An 18,334-nucleotide genomic window follows, 5' to 3' on the forward strand; every position below is an offset into this window, starting at 1 on the left:
TTTCGAATTACACGATGCCGGAAAATCCCATAAAAGCCATGGCTAACAATCCGGCTGTCAGGATTGCGATAGCGGGTCCCTGCATTCCTTTGGGAATATTTACCAGCTCCAGCTGTTCCCGAATACCGGCGAATATGGTTAGGGCCAAACCGAAACCCAAAGCTGTCGAGGCGGCGAATACGACCGATTGCAGCAGGTTATAGTCTTTTTGAATAACCATGATGGCTACACCGAGAACGGCACAGTTTGTCGTAATTAAGGGCAGGAAGACCCCTAACGCCTGATAGAGAGCTGGACTTACTTTCTTCAGAATAATTTCTACCATTTGTACGAGGGCTGCAATGATCAGGATAAAGGTGATTGTTTGCATAAACCCGATCTGAAGCGGATCAAGTACTGTTTTTTGTACGATAAACGTAACTAATGTGGCCAAAATCATTACGAAAGTAACGGCTCCGGTCATACCGAGTGCGGTAGGAACGCTTTTGGAAACCCCTAAAAAAGGACATATTCCCAGGAACTGGGCCAATACGATATTATTAACGAATACTGCCGCAATAAATATAAATATATATTCCATTATAGTTTTAGATTTTAGGTTCTTATCATAATCATCTTCAATTCGTCTTCCTGATCCTGTTGATCAGAGCAATTAAATAGCCTAAAGCGATGAACGCTCCCGGGGCTAAGACGAAAATAAGCATTCCGTAGTGTTCACTATACAATGTTATGTTGAATAACTTACCGCTTCCTAAAATTTCTCGAATTCCCCCCAAGATGGTTAATGCCATAGCGAATCCCAGTCCAATGCCTAATCCGTCTAAAATGGAAGGGATGGCCTTGTTTTTTGAGGCAAAGGATTCGGCTCGTCCTAATACGATACAGTTCACTACGATCAGGGGAATAAATAATCCCAATGATTCATGAAGTCCCGGTGTGTAAGCAGCCATACACATGTCCACCACGGTAACGAATGCCGCTATAATCACGATGAAGCCCGGTATACGGATTTTATCGGGGATCAGGTTTGATACTAATGAGATCACAAGGTTTGACAGAGTCAACACAAATGCCGTAGCCAATCCCATTCCCAACCCGTTGACTGCCGATGTCGTTACTCCCAACGTGGGACACATTCCGAGCAATAGAACGAAGGTCGGATTTTCTTTGAAGAAACCTTTGGTGAAATTTTGCCAATTGTTCATAGGTCCAGTTTAATTTTATATTGGCGACTGTATCGCAGTCGTTAAATTTGTTAATTCTCAGCTTTTATTTGTTGGGTTGCTCCCGATTGGGTATCCGCCCCGCTTAAGGCGGCTGCAGCCCGATTTATTGCATCCAGAAATGCCCGTGAAGAGATCGTGGCTGCCGTAATCGCATCCACATCTCCACCGTCTTTTGTAACTTTTAATCCGGTTTTTCCCGGTTTTTTTCCTGTCACGTTTCCTTTCCCTCCCTGGGTAAACCAACTATCCATCTTGGATCCTAATCCAGGAGTCTCTTTATGTTCGAGTACGGAATAATGGTGAATGGTTCCGTCCGGGTCAAAACCGACCATCAGCCATACTTTTCCGCTGAAACCGTTGTTGCTATACGTCTTTATGGCCGTGCCGACAAGCTCGCCCGCTTTTTTGGCCGGATAAAATATCAATTCGCCTCCGTCGGGAGTCTTTTCTGTCCATGCTTCAGCCATCGGATCGTTGTCAAAGGCGGCTACGACATTCCGGATTGCTGTTACCTGTTTTTCCAATTTGGCTTTATCGATTAGCCCTGAAGTAAATTCATTGACAAATCCAACGGCAGCCGACGAGATTAGGGTTATGGCGGATAAAACCAATACCATATTTTTAAAGGTTGACTCTAATTTCTTTCCCATAGTTTTAAAATTTATGATTTACGATTTATGATTTAGCGATTGATTACGGTCATCGTAAATCCAAATCAGCAATCCTTCATTAAGCAAATCTTACCGGTTTACAGTATCTGTTAATCAACGGGGTAAAACCGTTCATGATCAAAATGGCAAACGACATCCCTTCCGGATAGGCTCCGAAATTTCGGATGACGACAGTCAATAATCCGATGCCTGCGCCATAAATAAACATTCCTTTATAAGACATGGGGGAGGTGACGTAATCTGTTGCCATAAAAATGGCTCCTAACATCATACCTCCGGTAAAGAGGTGGAATACCGGACCGGCAAACTGGTCCGGACTTGCTAAATGTAGAATGCCCGAAAAAATAATGACGGTAGCAAAGATCGTTACGGGAATATGCCAAGTGATAATTCTGCGAATAAGCATATAGGCAAAGCCTAAAAGCAAGGCAAGTGCAGCTACTTCTCCGAGGCTACCTCCTATGTTTCCTAAAACTAAATCTTCATTTGAAAATCCGGCTGCAGATAAAGCATCGGAGATGGGCTGCCCGGTCTTAAAAGCTCCTTTGGCAATAGCTAACGGAGTTGCACCCGTTAAAGCATCTGTGGTGGAGAATCCGTGAGGAATAGGCCATGTCGTCATTTGAACCGGGAAAGAGATCAACAAAAATACCCGTCCCACGAGGGCGGGATTAAAGATGTTGTTTCCTAAGCCACCGAAGCTCATTTTTCCGACTCCGATGGCGACCAAGGCGCCGATGATCACGATCCATACCGGAAGTGATGAAGGCAGGTTGAATGCTAACAAAACACCGGTAATAATAGCCGACCCGTCCCAAATGGTAGGCTGTTGTTTCAATAGGTATTTTTGAATTAAATATTCAAAGACGAGGCAAGCTATCACGGACGTCAGGGTTACGGTGATTGCTCCCAAGCCGAAGAATACGATGGCACAGATAAATGCCGGAATAAGGGCAATGAGTACGCCATACATGTTTTTTTCTATCGAGTCCCTACTGTGAATGTGAGGTGAAGGAGATATGATTAAATTACTCATAAGTGAATTTTAATTTAAGATTTATGATTTACGTGATCGAATCATTTGGCCTGTTCTTGCCTTTCCCAGGCGTATGACATCCAAAAGAGGCCTGTTGGCTGGACAGGTAAAACTGCATGAGCCACATTCTATGCAGTCCATGATTTTTTCTGTTTCCAAATCCTCCGTTCTGTTTCGCTCACTTAGGGACATCAATAGATAAGGTTCTAATCCCATCGGACAGACACTAACACATTTCGCACACCGGATACAATTACGGGAAGATGTTCGGCTGGCTTCTTTTTGATTCAGCAGTAAGACACCGCTGGAACCTTTAGTGATAGATAGGTCTGTTGTCGTCAGAGCTTTGCCCATCATAGGACCACCGCCGATAATTTTTCCCGTGTCTTCGGGGAGGCCTCCGGCAGCTTCGATCAATTTCGTGATCGGCGTGCCGATCCGGCATAGATAATTTCCCGGTTCTTTTAAAGACTTTCCGGTTACCGTAACTACTCTTTCAAACAGAGGTTTATGTTTCATTACAGCTTCATATACGGCGTATACAGTCCCCACGTTTTGTACGACAGCCCCGACAGCAATCGGAAGGGCTCCCGAGGGAACATGTTTTCCCGTGGTAGCTTGGATCAATTGTTTTTCTCCACCTTGCGGGTACTTTATTTGCAATGGATATACTTCAATCCCTTTTGCTTTGCGGGCTTCTTGCCGGAGGAGCTGGATAGCGTCCGATTTGTTATTTTCGATGCCTATGATTGCCTTTTGAACATGTAGGGCTTTCATCAGCAATTCTATTCCAACGATCAATTCGGCTCCGTGTTCCAGCATCAGTCGATGATCGGCTGTCAGGTACGGTTCGCATTCTACACCGTTAATAATTAAAACTTCTGCCGTATTTCCCGGTGGAGGTGATAATTTTACCTGAGTGGGGAATGTTGCTCCTCCCATTCCGACAACACCTGCACTTTGAATGGCCGATATGATCTCTTCTTTGGTAAATTCGTCAGGTCTTTTGTTTATGGCTTCACGTAATACTCCCTCTTCCCATTCGTCGCCTTCAACCTTTATAATAATGGCCGGCTTGGGGTATCCGCTACTATCTATTACCGGTTCTATGTTGGCGACAGTCCCGGAAACGGAACTGTGGATGTTGGCGGAAATAAATCCGGTAGCTTGGGCAATGAGTTGTCCGACTTTCACCTGATCGCCTTTTTTTACGACCGGGGTAGCGGGAGCCCCAATATGTTGTGAAAGCGGGATAATTACTTGTTCGGGGATTGGTAAAGTAATGATTTCCCCTTGTGATGATAATTTATTTTCGGGTGGATGTACACCTCCTAATTTAAATGTCTTCAACACGGTTTTCAATTTTAGGTTTTAGGATTCAGTAGATATATCTAAACTCTACGCTTCTTTATTCGTGGCGGTAGTCTCAACAGGTTCGGTTATTTTCCGGGGTGGGAAATTCACTTCATGGATGGCCCCCGTGGGACAAACACTAACGCACTTTCGACATAATTTGCATTTCCGGAAATCGATGTAAGCAAGATTGTTTTCTAACGTGATCGCTTCAAAAGGACACTCTTTCACGCATTTTCCACAACCGATACAAGCAACCGTGCAAGCTTTGCGGGCTATCCCTCCTTTATCTTTGTTCACACAACATACGAATACCCTGCGGTCTTTCGGACCCTTGTTTCGTAATTCAATAATGTTGCGGGGACAAGCTTTCACGCAAGCTCCGCAGGCGACACATTTTTCATCTGAGACTACGGGCAATTCGTTGGCATCCATGCGAATGGCATCGAAGGGACAGGCTTTTACGCAATCGCCACATCCTAAACAACCGTACGTGCAATCCGTTTCTCCCCGATAAAGAGAGTGTTCTATGGCACAGGATGAGTAGCCGTCATACCGGCTTGTGCGTTTCCGATTTTCACAAGTACCGTTACATCTCACAACGGCAATTTGCGGAGTTTGTGCACTTGCTTCCATGCCTAAGGCAGCAGCTACTTTTGCCATCGTTTCTGTACCCCCTACCGGACAAAAAAGTCCGTCCAAGGAGGTCGCTTTCACGGTCGCCTCGGCAAATCCCCTACATCCCGGTTTGCCACAACCTCCGCAATTTGCTCCCGGTAGTATACTTTCCACGATATCAATTCTGGGGTCCTCTTCGACTTTGAATTTTTGTGCGACCAGATAAAGGATTACAGCTGCTGCAATTCCGATGGCGCATAAAGAGATAATAGTGTAAATAATAGTAGTAGTAATCATAAGATTTTTCGTTTTGTCTCTTCGTTACAGTTATAGCGCTCGTAAAGTTATTAATTTTTTCATGTTTATTCTATTTTAACCTTGAATTTTATCTTTTGGGCGAACCGATTTCTAAAGAAGTATATGATTATAAAATAGATGGTAATTGTTAAAAGTGAATATAAGGCAGCCCAAGTTTCTTCTATCCCGGAGGAGATGAGTAGAGCTAAAATGGCGATCAGAACAACGGAAGGGAGAAAGTAGGCGAATAAAACGGAATATAAAGCGTTTCCGACACTCGCCATAACAATCACTTTATCTCCGACCTTTACGGGAGTATTGGGCTTTTCGGCCGTGATGTTTTTATGAGTCACTTCCGATAGCCCGCAAGCACCTTTGGCATGACAAGCGGCGCAGGCAGATTGACTTTGGATGGAAACCGTAATATGGGAATCGTTGATTGCAATGACGATTCCCTCGTGTGTGATAGTTTCAGCCATTTTCTTCTTTTTAAACGCCCTAAAGATAATAATAATTTTAGATCGGCGATTTAAAATTAAAGGATCGGGGCATTAAGGGAGGGGGAATTTTTTAATTTACAAATTGCCATTAAAAAAGTCAGAATATGTATTCTGACTTTTTAATCTATTTTTTGCGCATGAAAATTTGAATGGGTACCCCTGTAAATTTCCAATGCTCGCGAATTTTATTTTCCAAAAATCTTTTGTACGGGTCTTTCACGTATTGCGGAAGATTGCAGTAGAAAGCAAATGCGGGCGTAGCCGTCGGTAATTGCGTGATGTATTTTATACGAACGTATTTGCCTTTCATGCTCGGTGGAGGAAAGTTCTCTATCTCTTCTAACATCACGTTATTCAATTCCGATGTTTTTATTTTTTGAGAACGGTTTTTATACGTTTCAATTGCTGCCTCCAAAGCCTTTAATAAACGTTGTTTGGTCAATGCCGAAGTGAAAATAATTTGTACGTCATCGAAAGGGGCTATTTTCATTCTTAGCTCTTTTTCGAAGTTGATAAGGGTTTTGTTATCCTTTTCTATAAGGTCCCATTTGTTGACGAGAATGACTACTCCTTTCTGGTTTCGTTCGATCAAATGAAATATATTTAAATCTTGGGATTCCATACCTCTGGTGGCGTCAATGAGTAGCATACAGATATCCGAATCCTCTATTGCTCTTACGGAACGCATGACGGAATAAAATTCTACATCTTCATTCACTTTGGTTCTTTTTCGTAATCCGGCCGTATCGATCAATAGAAAATCATGCCCGAAACGATTGTAACGGGTGGCTAACGTATCTCTTGTCGTTCCGGCTACATCGGTTACGATATTGCGTTCTTCGCCTATTAAGGCGTTGATCGTGGAAGATTTTCCCACGTTCGGTCGTCCTACGATCGCAATCTTGGGAAGATGTTCCGTTTCTTCAATAGTATTATTGGAAAAGTGTGAGACCACTTTGTCCAACAAGTCTCCCGTACCTGAACCGCTGGCGGAAGAAATAGGAAATAACTCTTCCCCTATTCCCAGTTTATAGAATTCGTGAGCATCGTATAGGCGTTCTCCGTTATCTACTTTATTGACGACGAGATAGATGGGTTTATCCACTTTCCTTAAGAGCTTGGCGAAACTTTGATCCAAATCGGTAATTCCTAGTTCCACATCACATACGAAAAGAATAACGTCCGCTTCATCTAAAGCCAGCATCACCTGTTTGTTAATCTCTTCTTCAAATATATCGGAACTGTTAGATACATAACCACCGGTATCGATAATGGAAAATTCTTTACCGATCCAGTCGGATTTTCCGTAATTCCTGTCGCGGGTTACACCGCTCTCTTCATTTACAATGGCTTTTCTTTTTCCAATCAATCGATTGAAAAGAGTTGATTTTCCTACATTCGGTCGTCCTACGATTGCTACTATATTACTCATATATATTAATTGTACGTTTTAAATTGACGGTTGACGATTGTGGTTTTCTCTGTTATAATCACTCAATCGTTCCATCGAATTACATTTATTTTTAGGTTTGTTTGTACCCGAAATTCTTCAAATCTTTTTCTTTGTTTCTCCAATCTTTCAATACTTTTACATACAGATTGAGGAATACTTTTTTACCGAAAAAAGCTTCTATATCCAGACGGGCTTCCGTTCCTACTTTTTTTAGAGAGGCTCCCTGATGTCCGATGATTATTCCTTTTTGCGAATCGCGTTCCACGTGAATGACAGCCATGATATGGATTCTTTTCGCTTCTTCTTTAAACTCTTCCACGACGACCTCAACGGAATAAGGAACTTCTTTCTCATAATTTAAAAGGATCTTTTCCCGTATAATCTCCGTCACGAAAAAGCGGGCGGGCATATCGGTTAAATCTTCTTTATCGAAATAAGGCTCTCCGACGGGCAAGAGCTCCAGTATTCGTTTGTATAGATTGTCCACATTGAAATTTTCCGTGGCCGAAAGCGGAAATATTTCAGCTTGAGGCAAAATTTGCTTCCATCTGTCGAATAAAACATCTAATTTATCCGCTGTGGTTAGGTCTATTTTGTTAATAACCAGTAGAATGGGTGATTTGCTTTGTTTCACCTTCTCAATAAAGTCCGCATTTTTTTCAAAATCTTCAACAACATCAGTAACATAAAGGATGATGTCTGCATCTATGATCGCCGATTTGGAAAAATCGAGCATGTACTCTTGCATTTTATAGCTGGGTTTGACAACCCCCGGCGTATCGGAAAATACGATTTGATAATCATCTCCGTTTACGATTCCTTTGATCCTGTGTCTGGTTGTTTGTGATTTGGAGGTGATAATGGATAATTTTTCTCCGACCAACCGGTTCATTAAGGTTGATTTTCCTACGTTGGGATTACCCAAAATGTTGACGAAACCTGCTCTATGCTCCATTTATTTAATCATTTAATTGGGCACAAAGGTACGATAACTAATTGAAAGTTGGAAATCGGAAGTTGAAATTTCTTTCGGGACAAGAATGAAAACAATTTCTTATCTTTGTCCGGGATAAATGAAATGCAATGATTATAGATAAGCTTTTGAATAGTAGTTGTGTAGAAGATCTGAACCCGTATTTTAAAGCCGTGTTCGATTATATAAAAACACATGATATGACCGATATGCCGTTGGGCCGTATCGATATAGCAGGAGAGGATGCTTACATAAAAGTGGATGAGGTGGATGGAAAGGAGAAGGAAGAGGCTTTTTTGGAACGTCACGAGTCTTATATCGATATACAACTTCCCTTGTTAGGCGAAGAAATTTATGGGTGGAAAGCTAAAGAAGATCTGCGTGAGATAAAAAAGGCTTACGATGTTGAGGGTGATTTTATGTTCTATCAGGATAGACCTTCTTTCTATTTTCCTTTACAAGCCGGGGAGTTTGTAATTTTCTTCCCGGAAGATGCTCATGCCCCTTGTATAGGAAGTGGAAAGATAAAAAAGATAGTGGCTAAAATTAAGACGATGGTATAATCGGGTGATTTAGCGATCATGTGATTGCAATGGATTAATCTACAATCGTCGATCTACAATTTGAAATTGTCAATTTACAATATGAAACGAATATATAAAATTAGCATAGGAATAATAGTTGTTTTGACCGTGTTTTATTTTTGTCTGCCCTATTACGCGCAGCAGGCTTTGATTCATTGGTTTCCGGATATTGACGATCTGTCTTTGTTTGAGAAACATACCGTAATGAAGTCGGATAGTTGTTGGGAGTGGACGACGGCTCATGATTATAACGACTATCAATTGGAGAAAGAGGATGAGGTTTATTTGGATGAATATAAAACGGTTTCGTTTCTTGTCATTCAGAACGATAGTATCGTGTATGAGGAGTATAGGGACGGTTGGAACGATACGTTGACGTCTAATATTTTCTCTTCCACTAAAAGTATCGTGGGACTTTTGATCGGGGCAGCTTTGGACGAAGGGAAGATAGAAAGCCTGGATGATCCGGTAGCGAAATATATACCTGAATTCCGTAAGGATAAAAGGGAGAAAATTACAATTCGTAATTTATTGACCATGAGTGGCGGATTGAGTTGGGATGAATCGTATAGTTCCCTTTTTTCCGTTACGACTCACGGGTATTACGGAGACGATTTATATAAACTGGTCACCCGTTTGGAAGCGATCGATGAACCTGGAAAGCAGTTTTCTTATCGTAGTGGCGATACCCAGATATTGGCTTTTGTCGTAGAAAAAGCAACGGGAAAGACCATTAGTGCATATGCGGAAGAAAAACTATGGAAACCGATGCAGGCTTGTAGAGACGCTTATTGGTTGTTGGATAAGGAGGGGGGGGATGAAAAGGCGTTTTGTTGTTTCCATGCTACAGCCCGGGAGATGGCTCGGTTTGCCCGCCTGATGATGCATAATGGAAATTGGAATGGGAAGCAATTGATTTCCGAGGCCTATATGCGGGAGGCAATTACTCCGGCTTCTTATTTGAAAGATGAATGGGGAAAAGATTCATTGGATTATTACGGTTTTCAGATTTGGATTATGAACTATAAGGGAATGCGTAACCCTTATTTCAGAGGAATGTTGGGACAATACGTAATTGCCATTCCTGAAAAGAATGCCATTGTCGTTCGATTAGGGCATAAGAAGGATGAGCGACGCGTTAGAGAGACGACGAAGGATGTTTACCGGTATATGGATATAGCTACGAAGATTTTGGATCGTCGGAAATAAAAGATATGGGTGCGATTAGAATGAAACGGATGATCGGAAAAGATCATCCGTTTTTATATTAGTTGCATTTACCGCAGCATTGTGATTCTTCCCCGCTTACCTCGGGGGTACTCTCTCTATTATTATTGCGCCTGTCCATCATCTCTTTGCGACGCTTCTCCATTTCTTGTTTTTTCTTTTCCAGGTTGGTTATATAAGTTTTATATTGCTCTTCGGTCAATATCTTTTTCAGGGATGCATTTTGTTCTTTTTCCACTTTTTGGTGGTAGAACATTAAAGAATCCTGGTTGTTCCGATATTTTTGGAAGATTTCACCTCTTTTTTTGAAATTGGCGGTTAATAATTCTGAAACTTGTTTTTCTTGTTTTTCATCTAATTTAAGTTCGCTTTTCAATTGAGCTACCATTCTTTGAATCATCTGTTCGGGATTCATCCTTTCTCTCGGGCCACGTTGGTGTTGTCCGTGATGCTCTTCATGATGGTTTTGTGCTTCGATGCTGAAACTAAAAAACATCAAAAGGGCGGAAATAACAAATGTTACTGTTTTCATACTTGTTTCGTTTTAAATTAAACATTTATGTTTACTGAATATAAGACAATATTAAATGTAAAAAGTTTATTCTCGTATTTAGGCTACGTGATAATTTCCAACAAGCTATGATTACCGTGTTGTTACGAATGGATACGGATAAAAGCGGAACAGGTTGGTTCTTAGGTAAAATTAGATAGAAAAAAAGCTGTGGTAAAGATCCGTTTAATGTTTGAGCGTAATCTTTTTTCCTTTTGATTCGTTGTGGAAACGATCAACGGAAGTGATGACAAAACGGTATCTCATATCTTTCGCGTTCATCGGTAGATAGCATTCGGTATAACGCGTGAAAGCCATGATCTTCGACGGATCGTCCAAATCTATTTTTTCTCCCCGTTTGAAGCGGTAGATCACGAAATATTGGGCATCTTGCGGATTCTCCCGTTCTCCTTTTACTTTCCATCTTAGCGTATAACCTTGTGCGTTTTTTTCAGCTTTCAGATTGCATATTTTTTTAGGGCGATGATTGTACATATGCGTGTAGGCCGGGATAAGAGCCGGATAATGGTGATAATTTTGTTGCAAGCTATCGGCAATTCCGTTATTGTTCCATAGTATTTCGTTAGCTGGCCAGAAACAATGCCCTTTGACATGGGGTAGGGAGTGTTCGATTTCCATTTTGCGGGTTAGATCTCCGGCTTTCATGGAACGAGCCACGTCCTGACCGATATAGAGATGAACGTTGTGTGCATGCTTGTCCCACCAGCGAGCTAACGTAATGTAATCGGCTGCCGGATGTCCTATTTCCCAATAGATTTGAGGAATATTGTAATCGATCCACTTCTTTTTAACCCAAAGGGTGATGTCAGCGTACAGGTTATCGTAGTTTTGCAGGCCATTTGTATTGCTTCCGCTACCGTCCGGCGTATTTTTTTTATTTCTGTAAATACCAAAAGGACTGATACCGAAACGTACCCAAGGTTTCGTAGAAGCGATGGTGTGTTTTAATGCTTGTATGAGCCTGTTTACGTTTTCCCTCCTCCAGTCATCTTTATTCTCCGGTGCATATCCTTTAGGAATTCCATAAGTTTGGAAACTGTTTTCGTCTGGGAAAGGCAGACCGTTTGCCGGATAGGGATAGAAATAATCATCCATATGAATGGCATCTATATCGTAGCGTTGTACGATGTCTTTTACTACCTCGCAGATGAATTTCCGGCACTCCGGTATGCCCGGATCGAAGAGGGTCTGTTTATTGTAGGTTACAAACCATTCCGGGTGTTGATGGTAGACGTGAGATTCCGCGAAAGTCGTGTTTCCCGATGTACTGGCCCGGAAAGGGTTTAACCAGGCATGGAATTCCATATTTCTTTTGTGACACTCTTTGATAAGAAAAGCTGTGGGGTCGAAAAAGGGCTCGGGTGCTTTACCTTGTACTCCTGTACAAAAACGACTCCATGGTTCCAACTCGGAAGGATACCAGGCATCTGCTTCCGGCCTGATTTGAAAAATGATAGCATTGAAACCGCATTTTTGAAGGAAATTGAGCTTCCGAATAAAGTCAGCTTTCATTTCATCGATACTCATTCGACTGTATTCGCTTTGGTGTACGGTTTGTATCCAGGCTCCCCGGAATTCTCGTTTGATTTGTGCGGAAACACCCACGCAAATAGAAACGAGTGCGGTAAAAATCAGCAGACGAACGTATTTCATATAAGCGGTTTTTAGTATCAGATTTATCGCGAATATAGAGAATAATCACGACGATGCAAATCATCCCGAAAAAAGGAGAGAGGGAAAGAGCGCCCTCTGGCTGCTCTTTCCCTGAAATTCAAAGGTGTGTGTTGGTGTACGAGCAAGAATTGCTCATTACTGGTGTGAAACACCAGTTAAAAAAGAAGATTCTTGTATATTTTTTGCTAATTGTTTCATTTTAAACTTTATCTCCTTTGTTGCCGTGGAGTTTATTTTTACGTCCGCATTGATGACTTGTTGAGCTGTTTGGAATGCTTTTTCCGGCAACTCCATTTCCTGGTATAAATGGGCCAATAGAAAGAGCGGATACAACCTGTTTGGGACCAAATAGTGTGCCTTAAGAAAGTAGTATTCCGCCCGATGAAATTGTTTTTTGGCCTGGTAGTTTTTACCAATCAGGTTATAAATCATAGGATCGGCCATCCCTCGCGCAGCTTCCGATAAAATTCGGTTGCCTTTATCCAAATGTCCTGTCTTTGATAACGCATCCCCGTATTCAAATAAAAAGTCGGGATAAACCTTTAAAATCGGATAGAGAGCCTCGTAAGATTCTGCTGCCGTGGCAAAAATTTTCATATCGTAATATTTTTGAGCTTGCGCCCATTGGGCATAGGCCTGACGCGTCTGATACTTCGGATAGATAATTCCGATATTTATTCCTAAAAATAGAAGATAGATAAAGATGGGATGGAGTTTTCCGCGGGATGAAATCTGAACTTGTGACGTGTTACAGAGAGCGAGAAGGAGAGTAAAAAGTATCGCAAGTGCCAATGTGCTTAACGGATAAGAAAAAAACGACACAAGACCAAAGGCTGTAAAAGCAGCTATCGGGGCTACCGTATGCGGATTGTGCCGGATGTTACGCAGTCCGTACCATAAAGTGGAACAGAGCAAAATTAAAAAAAGAACAATACCTATGATACCTCCTTCTACGGCAATCTGTAAGAATTCGTTAAACCCATATTCAGGAATGTCTGCAAGCCATTTTTCCCTTGGAGAGGAATTTTCCTGCATGAAATAATTTGCCTGTGCTTCCCCGTATGCGGCAGGAAAGTTTCCGATGCCGACACCGGTTAACGGGTGCTCTTTTAATGAAGAGAGTGATATCTTCCACACCAGTAACCGACCGTCGGCGGAATCTTTTTTTAACCTGTAGATTCCATAACAGGCGATAGAAAGCATCAGGATGAAACTTATGAATAAGATTAGATAACCTTTGGGATGTTGTTTATGTATCTTTTGTAGTTTTTCTTTTATTTTGAAAAGGTAAAAGAGGACGATACTTGAACCTGCCATGCCGGCAAGCCATGCGCTCCGGGCCATTGTGGCAGGGAGAATAGTTATGGTCCCGATAAGCGTGGAACCCGATAGGAAAAGTAGAAGAACAATGGTTGCTATTTCATTGTCCGCTTCCGTCCTTCCCTTTCTGCCTTTTTGTCGAACGATGGTTCTCAATTTTTGGATTAATCGAATTGTCCAATACAGGCTGAACGGCATGATAATAGCCAGAAAAGCCGCGTATGGTCCCGGATTATTGAAGGATCCGGTAAGGCCGAACCGAGAATTTTGACTGGGTAAGTAAGCGTATAATTGACAATATCCCCAAATGACCTCGATAAAAGCCAAAGCGATTAACATAAAATGAAAGGTTATGTCGGTCGTTTTATTTAATTGGAAAAAAGCAAGGAAATAAAAGTAAGAAGTGATTACTAACAGGAGAGTTCCTGTCTTCATCACTTCGTGTGTGTTGGTTGAAAGATATATGCCTGTAATCACTACAGTCATCACAATCATATTTAAGTTGGTGATATGATTCCATGCAAAATAGAAAGATTTACGTAACGTGAGCATGCAAGCGATTATTCCTGTGACCGGCAAAAAGGTGAAAAACCAGAATTGCTTGGCCACGGAAACACCATGAATGATTTTGGTATCAATGATCAGCACGGTAGCTGTCAATAGAAAGAAAATCATAAAAATGGCATATATACTCCACTTATGAATCACTTTTATCATAAATTTCCATTTGTTTCTTATATAGTTTCCACAAAGACTTATTCTTTACCGGATTACCGACCAATATAACCTTACCTTTATTGTCCAATAAAAAAGATTGAAATTCAGGTTGTACCGGTAAATTTTTGTTCGCTTTGGCAAATGAATTGTCATAATCGTAAAACAACGGGTAATTGAATTTATTCTTAACCGCAAAAGCAGAGATCTCATCGAAATTGGATGAATGGATCACAAATATAAAATTGATCTCTTTGCCGTATTGTTTTACCTCTTCTATGAGCAAACGCCAGTCATACAGTCGCATATTGCATTCCGTACATCCGGTCGTATCAACAAAAGTAAGAACGTTATAATCTTTATCTAATATTTCGCTCGCGGAGATCGTGGTATCTCTTCCTGCCACCTTAGGTTTCAGGGAAGAGGGAATGACGACGGTTTTCCCGTACCATTCCTGTACCACTTTCTTGTTCTGATCCTCTTTCGAATAACAACCGGAGAGGATCAGTGCGATTGAAATCAGTATAAACGATCTATTCCAATGCATACTTTACGAGTAAAGATTTAGGCGTGTTGGTTAAACCGTATATGGCATGTTCCTCTTTATTGTAAGAGATGCTGGTGAAGGGTACGGATAACTGATATGTTTTCACGTGGTTTCCTTCCCAATCGAACACGATAATCTTTTCTCCGTAACCCACCAGGTTTTTAAAGTTACGATAACTTCTCCCGGAATATAAAGCGTATATGTAGTCATCCGAGACCTCTATATCACAAAATCCGAACAAATTGTCGATAGAGTACACGACAGGTTTGGCTTTTGCTAATGAGGTAGAGGCTTTGGGCGCATATAGGTTCTGTTCGGAAATCCGGGTAATAGTCGAATTATCATGGATCGCACCGATATCAATGATGCCGCTTTGCATGTTTGCACATACGAATCTGGAACCGTCTGGTTTTAATTTGGTTACATTGCTGGCATATAACATACTTTTTAAAGAGTCGCTCATATTTTCCTTTCCCGGTGTTTCCGGATAGTTTAAAAAGTAGCCGGAATGATTATCGAGGGTGAGGCAATAACGCCCTTCTAAAAATATACCCGTGGATAACAGAAGCGAACCTTTTTTGGCGACGCTCAAATGTTTCGGAGTAGGGGAAAGCAATGTAAAGGTCGGGCCGAACCCGGGCTCATTCAGCTGGTTGATATCCAGTTCCACTAATTTGTCGTTTCCGAAATCATAAGCCGTTAAGATCCCGTCGGGAGCCATATTCATGGTTAAGAAATAGAGTCCTTCTGCGGTTCCAGTGCCGGTCGGTAAAAAGGAGAATAACTTTGTTCCGTCTGATTTATAGATGGATAATTTATTCACTCCGTTTTGATTTAACACGATAAGCAAGGAGTCTTTTCGAATTACCTTGGTGGGGTTGAAGATCCCGATGGATTCCAAATCAATTATCCCCGTTGCTTTTTGCATGGAGACATTTCCTTCTTCACTAAATAGAGGATTCTCCTTTTTTATTTCACGCATCTCGTTTGCACATCCCCAAACGAGAATCATCACCGATATGATATAACTAATCTTTTTCAAAATTCAATAATTAAATGATCACTTTAAATTAAAGTTCTGCTGCTAACCCCGGGTAATAAACAGGATTTCCATGTCCATCAGAAGTTAAGCATAATGTTCCAACAGCTTTACACCCTCCCGTGCCTCCTCCTTCTCCGCTACCTAAAGCTTCAATGTTTTCCAGACATATATCTACCGTTGTATTATCCTTTGAAACGGACACATTGACGGAGATAAGTCCAATAAGTACTAAAATGACGGTAAAAATGAGAATTCTAATTTTCATAACTTTTTTTTTAATTTGATGAGACAAAATTAGGAGACTTAAATGAATAAAATGTTCCATATTTGTACCGATTTTGTGTTCAATATGTAGCTTTTCTTTTTAATGAAATATAGTAGGGGCAGGAAAATAAATTGTTACTTTTGAGGTGGCTAAAAATAAATGATATTTTATGAACAAGCGTATTGAAATTACGTGGACGATTTCGATAATCGCAATGGTGTGTATTGTTGTTTTTCAGGTATTCTGGCTATATAACCTCTTTCAGTTTCAAAGGTCGGAATACGAGAGATCCGTAAATAAAATTTTAAAGGAAGCAATAGAACAAGGTGTGGATTTATTTGTTAATGATCAGATGTTGTCTTCTCGCTTATCTGCAATTAGTGTTTCGCAAAATAGAAAAGAATTATGGATAGTTTTGGATGGGAAAAAAGATACAATTAATTACGATGGCGATTATAATTATGTAACTTTAATCAACAGATGTTGTTACGATATCGTAAGTGCAAATGCTCATGAAAATATAAGACGTTTGGATAGTATATGCACGGGGAATCTTCGGGAAAAGGGTATAGATGAGAAATATATTTTGGAGTTGATTGATCTGGATGAGGGAGTGGTGTTGGAGACAACCGAGAATAAACATTCCTATATAGATAAGTATATCGAATCTTCGATATTGACGTTAGGATTAACCTGTAACCACGGATTGATCGCTTATTTCGATATTCCCTATAAATATTTCTTTGTCCAGATGGGCGGGGTTTTGTTTGCTTCGATTATCGTCATGCTGATTTTGACTTGGTGTTTTGTCTACCAGATCCGGACGATATTGATGCAGAAACAATTGAGCGAGATGCGTGAAGATTTTGTTTATAGTATGGTACATGAAATCAAAGGGCCGTTGGCGTTTGTGTTAAATGCGTTAAAAATGTTTCATATGTGGAATGTTGACGGTTTGTCGGATAATCAAAAGAAATTATTGGATGGTATTGGTATGAAAATTAAATCATTATCCAACTTATCCGAGAAAATGTTGGTTTCCGGTAAGAACGGAAAGAGTTTGATGCTGATACCGGAAGAGTTGAACTTAAAAAACGAATTGGAGCAGATCGTGTATGAATACTCCATGGATCACCGTTCTCCGGACATTCATTTGGATTATGTTTGTGAGCGGGAAATAATCCGGGCAGATCGGGTACATTTCCCGAATGTAATCCGTAACTTAGTAGACAATGCCATAAAATATTCATCGGACAAACCTGATATTACCATTCGTTGCAGATTGGTGAACGGAACTTTTGAGGTATCGGTTGCGGACCAGGGACGGGGTATTCCCAAAGAGTATTTGAATAAGATTTTCGAATCATTCTACCGTATTCCTAATCCGAAAGGAAATGAGGTTCATGGTTTCGGCGTCGGGCTGAGTTACGTGAAGCAAGTGGTAAAATCTCACGGAGGTAAGGTGCTTGTTGAAAGTGAAGTCGGAAAAGGAAGTACGTTTACTATTGTTATGCCTGATATAGGGAAATAAATATAGTGTTGGTTAATTGATAAAAAAATGGTTAAGGTTTTATACGCGGAAGATGACGCTTTGTACGCGGACATGTGTCGGAATTATTTAAAAAATCTGGGATATGACGTGTATTACGCGAGTACAGGAACGGAGGCTTGGCGCCTATACCAGGAGGTGGGGCCGGATATCGTATTGTTGGATGTGATGATGCCGGAAATGAGCGGTTATGAGGTTGCTAAGTTGATACGGAAAAAGGATGAGCAAGTACCTATTTTGTTTGTGAGCTCTTTAACTTCTTCCCGGTCCGTTGTGGAGGGGTTGCAGTTGGGTGCGAACGATTATATTCGGAAAGAGTATTTGATAGATGAGGTAGGAGCCCGTATGCAGTCCATATTGCGCATATCCGGATTGAATCGTAAAAAAGAGGATTCTCTTATTTATATCAGTGAATACACCAAGCTCAATTATGTCGAGAGTGAACTGATTGTAAAAGGAGAAGTGATTCATCTAACTCCTTTGGAGTTGCGTTTGATTCGTTTCTTGGAAAAGCATGCGAATGAGGTCGTAAAGAAACAGGATGTGATGGAAGCCTGTTGGGGAAATGATTTTGTTGCGACGTCCCGTTATTTGGATAAGTTTATTTCGAGGATACGAAAACTTTTGGTTAATGATCCGACGTTGAAAATATCGACTACCTGGAGGGTGGGGTATTGTTTGGTTAAGAAAGGAGAAGCCAACGGTTAGTTTCTG

19 protein-coding genes are annotated in these 18,334 nt (G+C 41.0%); 4 read left to right on the plus strand and 15 right to left on the minus strand.

Annotated elements, in window-relative coordinates; all coding sequences use genetic code 11:
• Positions 1 to 7: 7 nt before the first annotated feature.
• The 9 genes from NVS78_RS13825 to era form a co-directional block, all read right to left on the minus strand.
• Entirely contained in the window at positions 8 to 580 is a 573-nt protein-coding gene (locus NVS78_RS13825; RefSeq protein WP_059025533.1) for an electron transport complex protein RnfA, read from the minus strand.
• Positions 581 to 617: 37 nt separating this feature from the next.
• Positions 618 to 1,205 carry an RnfABCDGE type electron transport complex subunit E gene (locus tag NVS78_RS13830; RefSeq protein WP_041502536.1) on the minus strand — a complete coding sequence of 196 codons (588 nt, stop codon included), beginning with the start codon at positions 1,203 to 1,205 and terminating at the stop codon, positions 618 to 620.
• A gap of 50 nt (positions 1,206 to 1,255) precedes the next feature.
• On the minus strand, positions 1,256 to 1,876 hold the full coding sequence (locus NVS78_RS13835) for an RnfABCDGE type electron transport complex subunit G (RefSeq protein ID WP_286359686.1): 621 nt from the start codon (positions 1,874 to 1,876) through the stop codon (positions 1,256 to 1,258).
• 79 nt (positions 1,877 to 1,955) lie between these two features.
• The gene (locus NVS78_RS13840; protein WP_286359687.1) at positions 1,956 to 2,933 is read right to left on the minus strand and encodes an RnfABCDGE type electron transport complex subunit D; all 978 of its coding nucleotides are present in this window, start codon (positions 2,931 to 2,933) and stop codon (positions 1,956 to 1,958) included.
• 21 nt (positions 2,934 to 2,954) lie between these two features.
• Positions 2,955 to 4,286: an electron transport complex subunit RsxC gene (gene rsxC, locus NVS78_RS13845; RefSeq protein ID WP_286359688.1), complete on the minus strand. Its 1,332-nt coding sequence runs from the start codon at positions 4,284 to 4,286 to the stop codon at positions 2,955 to 2,957.
• A 45-nt stretch (positions 4,287 to 4,331) separates the two neighbouring features.
• Positions 4,332 to 5,201, minus strand: coding sequence for a Fe-S cluster domain-containing protein (locus NVS78_RS13850; protein WP_286359689.1), 870 nt, complete (start codon positions 5,199 to 5,201; stop codon positions 4,332 to 4,334).
• Positions 5,202 to 5,266: 65 nt separating this feature from the next.
• Positions 5,267 to 5,680, minus strand: a complete 414-nt coding sequence (locus tag NVS78_RS13855) for a SoxR reducing system RseC family protein (protein ID WP_286359690.1) — start codon at positions 5,678 to 5,680, stop codon at positions 5,267 to 5,269.
• Positions 5,681 to 5,825: 145 nt separating this feature from the next.
• Entirely contained in the window at positions 5,826 to 7,133 is a 1,308-nt protein-coding gene (der, locus tag NVS78_RS13860; protein WP_041502542.1) for a ribosome biogenesis GTPase Der, read from the minus strand.
• A gap of 91 nt (positions 7,134 to 7,224) precedes the next feature.
• Positions 7,225 to 8,109: a GTPase Era gene (era, locus tag NVS78_RS13865; protein ID WP_286359691.1), complete on the minus strand. Its 885-nt coding sequence runs from the start codon at positions 8,107 to 8,109 to the stop codon at positions 7,225 to 7,227.
• Between the two features lie 128 nt (positions 8,110 to 8,237).
• Here era and NVS78_RS13870 point away from each other — a divergent pair, with 128 nt between their 5' ends.
• Both NVS78_RS13870 and NVS78_RS13875 read left to right on the plus strand, forming a co-directional pair.
• Positions 8,238 to 8,690, plus strand: a complete 453-nt coding sequence (locus tag NVS78_RS13870; RefSeq protein ID WP_286359692.1) for a NanQ anomerase/TabA/YiaL family protein — start codon at positions 8,238 to 8,240, stop codon at positions 8,688 to 8,690.
• An 81-nt stretch (positions 8,691 to 8,771) separates the two neighbouring features.
• Complete coding sequence (locus tag NVS78_RS13875; RefSeq protein ID WP_286359693.1) at positions 8,772 to 9,920, plus strand: serine hydrolase domain-containing protein; 1,149 nt, start codon at positions 8,772 to 8,774, stop codon at positions 9,918 to 9,920.
• Between the two features lie 58 nt (positions 9,921 to 9,978).
• On the opposite strand, the gene NVS78_RS13880 is transcribed toward NVS78_RS13875, so the two are convergent.
• The 6 genes from NVS78_RS13880 to NVS78_RS13905 all read right to left on the minus strand — a co-directional run bounded on the left by NVS78_RS13880 (position 9,979) and on the right by NVS78_RS13905 (position 16,131).
• Positions 9,979 to 10,470: a DUF4890 domain-containing protein gene (locus tag NVS78_RS13880; protein WP_286359694.1), complete on the minus strand. Its 492-nt coding sequence runs from the start codon at positions 10,468 to 10,470 to the stop codon at positions 9,979 to 9,981.
• 204 nt (positions 10,471 to 10,674) lie between these two features.
• Entirely contained in the window at positions 10,675 to 12,162 is a 1,488-nt protein-coding gene (locus NVS78_RS13885; RefSeq protein ID WP_286359695.1) for a glycoside hydrolase family 10-like protein, read from the minus strand.
• A 156-nt stretch (positions 12,163 to 12,318) separates the two neighbouring features.
• Entirely contained in the window at positions 12,319 to 14,220 is a 1,902-nt protein-coding gene (locus NVS78_RS13890; protein WP_286359696.1) for an O-antigen ligase family protein, read from the minus strand.
• Entirely contained in the window at positions 14,201 to 14,764 is a 564-nt protein-coding gene (locus NVS78_RS13895; protein ID WP_286359697.1) for a peroxiredoxin family protein, read from the minus strand. The genes NVS78_RS13890 and NVS78_RS13895 overlap by 20 nt, the downstream gene beginning before the upstream one ends.
• Positions 14,751 to 15,806 (minus strand): TolB-like 6-bladed beta-propeller domain-containing protein, encoded by a 1,056-nt coding sequence (locus tag NVS78_RS13900; protein ID WP_286359698.1) that lies wholly within the window; start codon positions 15,804 to 15,806, stop codon positions 14,751 to 14,753. The genes NVS78_RS13895 and NVS78_RS13900 overlap by 14 nt, the downstream gene beginning before the upstream one ends.
• Before the next feature lie 28 nt (positions 15,807 to 15,834).
• Positions 15,835 to 16,131 (minus strand): NVEALA domain-containing protein, encoded by a 297-nt coding sequence (locus tag NVS78_RS13905; protein WP_041502551.1) that lies wholly within the window; start codon positions 16,129 to 16,131, stop codon positions 15,835 to 15,837.
• Positions 16,132 to 16,240: 109 nt separating this feature from the next.
• Here NVS78_RS13905 and NVS78_RS13910 point away from each other — a divergent pair, with 109 nt between their 5' ends.
• Positions 16,241 to 17,602, plus strand: a complete 1,362-nt coding sequence (locus tag NVS78_RS13910; RefSeq protein ID WP_286359699.1) for a sensor histidine kinase — start codon at positions 16,241 to 16,243, stop codon at positions 17,600 to 17,602.
• A 27-nt stretch (positions 17,603 to 17,629) separates the two neighbouring features.
• Positions 17,630 to 18,328, plus strand: a complete 699-nt coding sequence (locus NVS78_RS13915; protein WP_041502552.1) for a response regulator transcription factor — start codon at positions 17,630 to 17,632, stop codon at positions 18,326 to 18,328.
• Positions 18,329 to 18,334: the final 6 nt, after the last annotated feature.

This window comes from Gabonibacter chumensis (assembly GCF_024741215.1).
Lineage (GTDB): Bacteria > Bacteroidota > Bacteroidia > Bacteroidales > Marinifilaceae > Gabonibacter > Gabonibacter massiliensis.

Coding starts and splice junctions, on each gene's coding strand:
- NVS78_RS13825 (WP_059025533.1), bottom strand. CDS start 580: ATGGAATATATATTTATATTTATTGCGGCAGTATTCGTTAATAATATC.
- NVS78_RS13830 (WP_041502536.1), bottom strand. CDS start 1,205: ATGAACAATTGGCAAAATTTCACCAAAGGTTTCTTCAAAGAAAATCCG.
- NVS78_RS13835 (WP_286359686.1), bottom strand. CDS start 1,876: ATGGGAAAGAAATTAGAGTCAACCTTTAAAAATATGGTATTGGTTTTA.
- NVS78_RS13840 (WP_286359687.1), bottom strand. CDS start 2,933: ATGAGTAATTTAATCATATCTCCTTCACCTCACATTCACAGTAGGGAC.
- NVS78_RS13850 (WP_286359689.1), bottom strand. CDS start 5,201: ATGATTACTACTACTATTATTTACACTATTATCTCTTTATGCGCCATC.
- NVS78_RS13855 (WP_286359690.1), bottom strand. CDS start 5,680: ATGGCTGAAACTATCACACACGAGGGAATCGTCATTGCAATCAACGAT.
- der (WP_041502542.1), bottom strand. CDS start 7,133: ATGAGTAATATAGTAGCAATCGTAGGACGACCGAATGTAGGAAAATCA.
- era (WP_286359691.1), bottom strand. CDS start 8,109: ATGGAGCATAGAGCAGGTTTCGTCAACATTTTGGGTAATCCCAACGTA.
- NVS78_RS13870 (WP_286359692.1), top strand. CDS start 8,238: ATGATTATAGATAAGCTTTTGAATAGTAGTTGTGTAGAAGATCTGAAC.
- NVS78_RS13875 (WP_286359693.1), top strand. CDS start 8,772: ATGAAACGAATATATAAAATTAGCATAGGAATAATAGTTGTTTTGACC.
- NVS78_RS13880 (WP_286359694.1), bottom strand. CDS start 10,470: ATGAAAACAGTAACATTTGTTATTTCCGCCCTTTTGATGTTTTTTAGT.
- NVS78_RS13885 (WP_286359695.1), bottom strand. CDS start 12,162: ATGAAATACGTTCGTCTGCTGATTTTTACCGCACTCGTTTCTATTTGC.
- NVS78_RS13890 (WP_286359696.1), bottom strand. CDS start 14,220: ATGATAAAAGTGATTCATAAGTGGAGTATATATGCCATTTTTATGATT.
- NVS78_RS13895 (WP_286359697.1), bottom strand. CDS start 14,764: ATGCATTGGAATAGATCGTTTATACTGATTTCAATCGCACTGATCCTC.
- NVS78_RS13905 (WP_041502551.1), bottom strand. CDS start 16,131: ATGGAACATTTTATTCATTTAAGTCTCCTAATTTTGTCTCATCAAATT.
- NVS78_RS13910 (WP_286359699.1), top strand. CDS start 16,241: ATGAACAAGCGTATTGAAATTACGTGGACGATTTCGATAATCGCAATG.
- NVS78_RS13915 (WP_041502552.1), top strand. CDS start 17,630: ATGGTTAAGGTTTTATACGCGGAAGATGACGCTTTGTACGCGGACATG.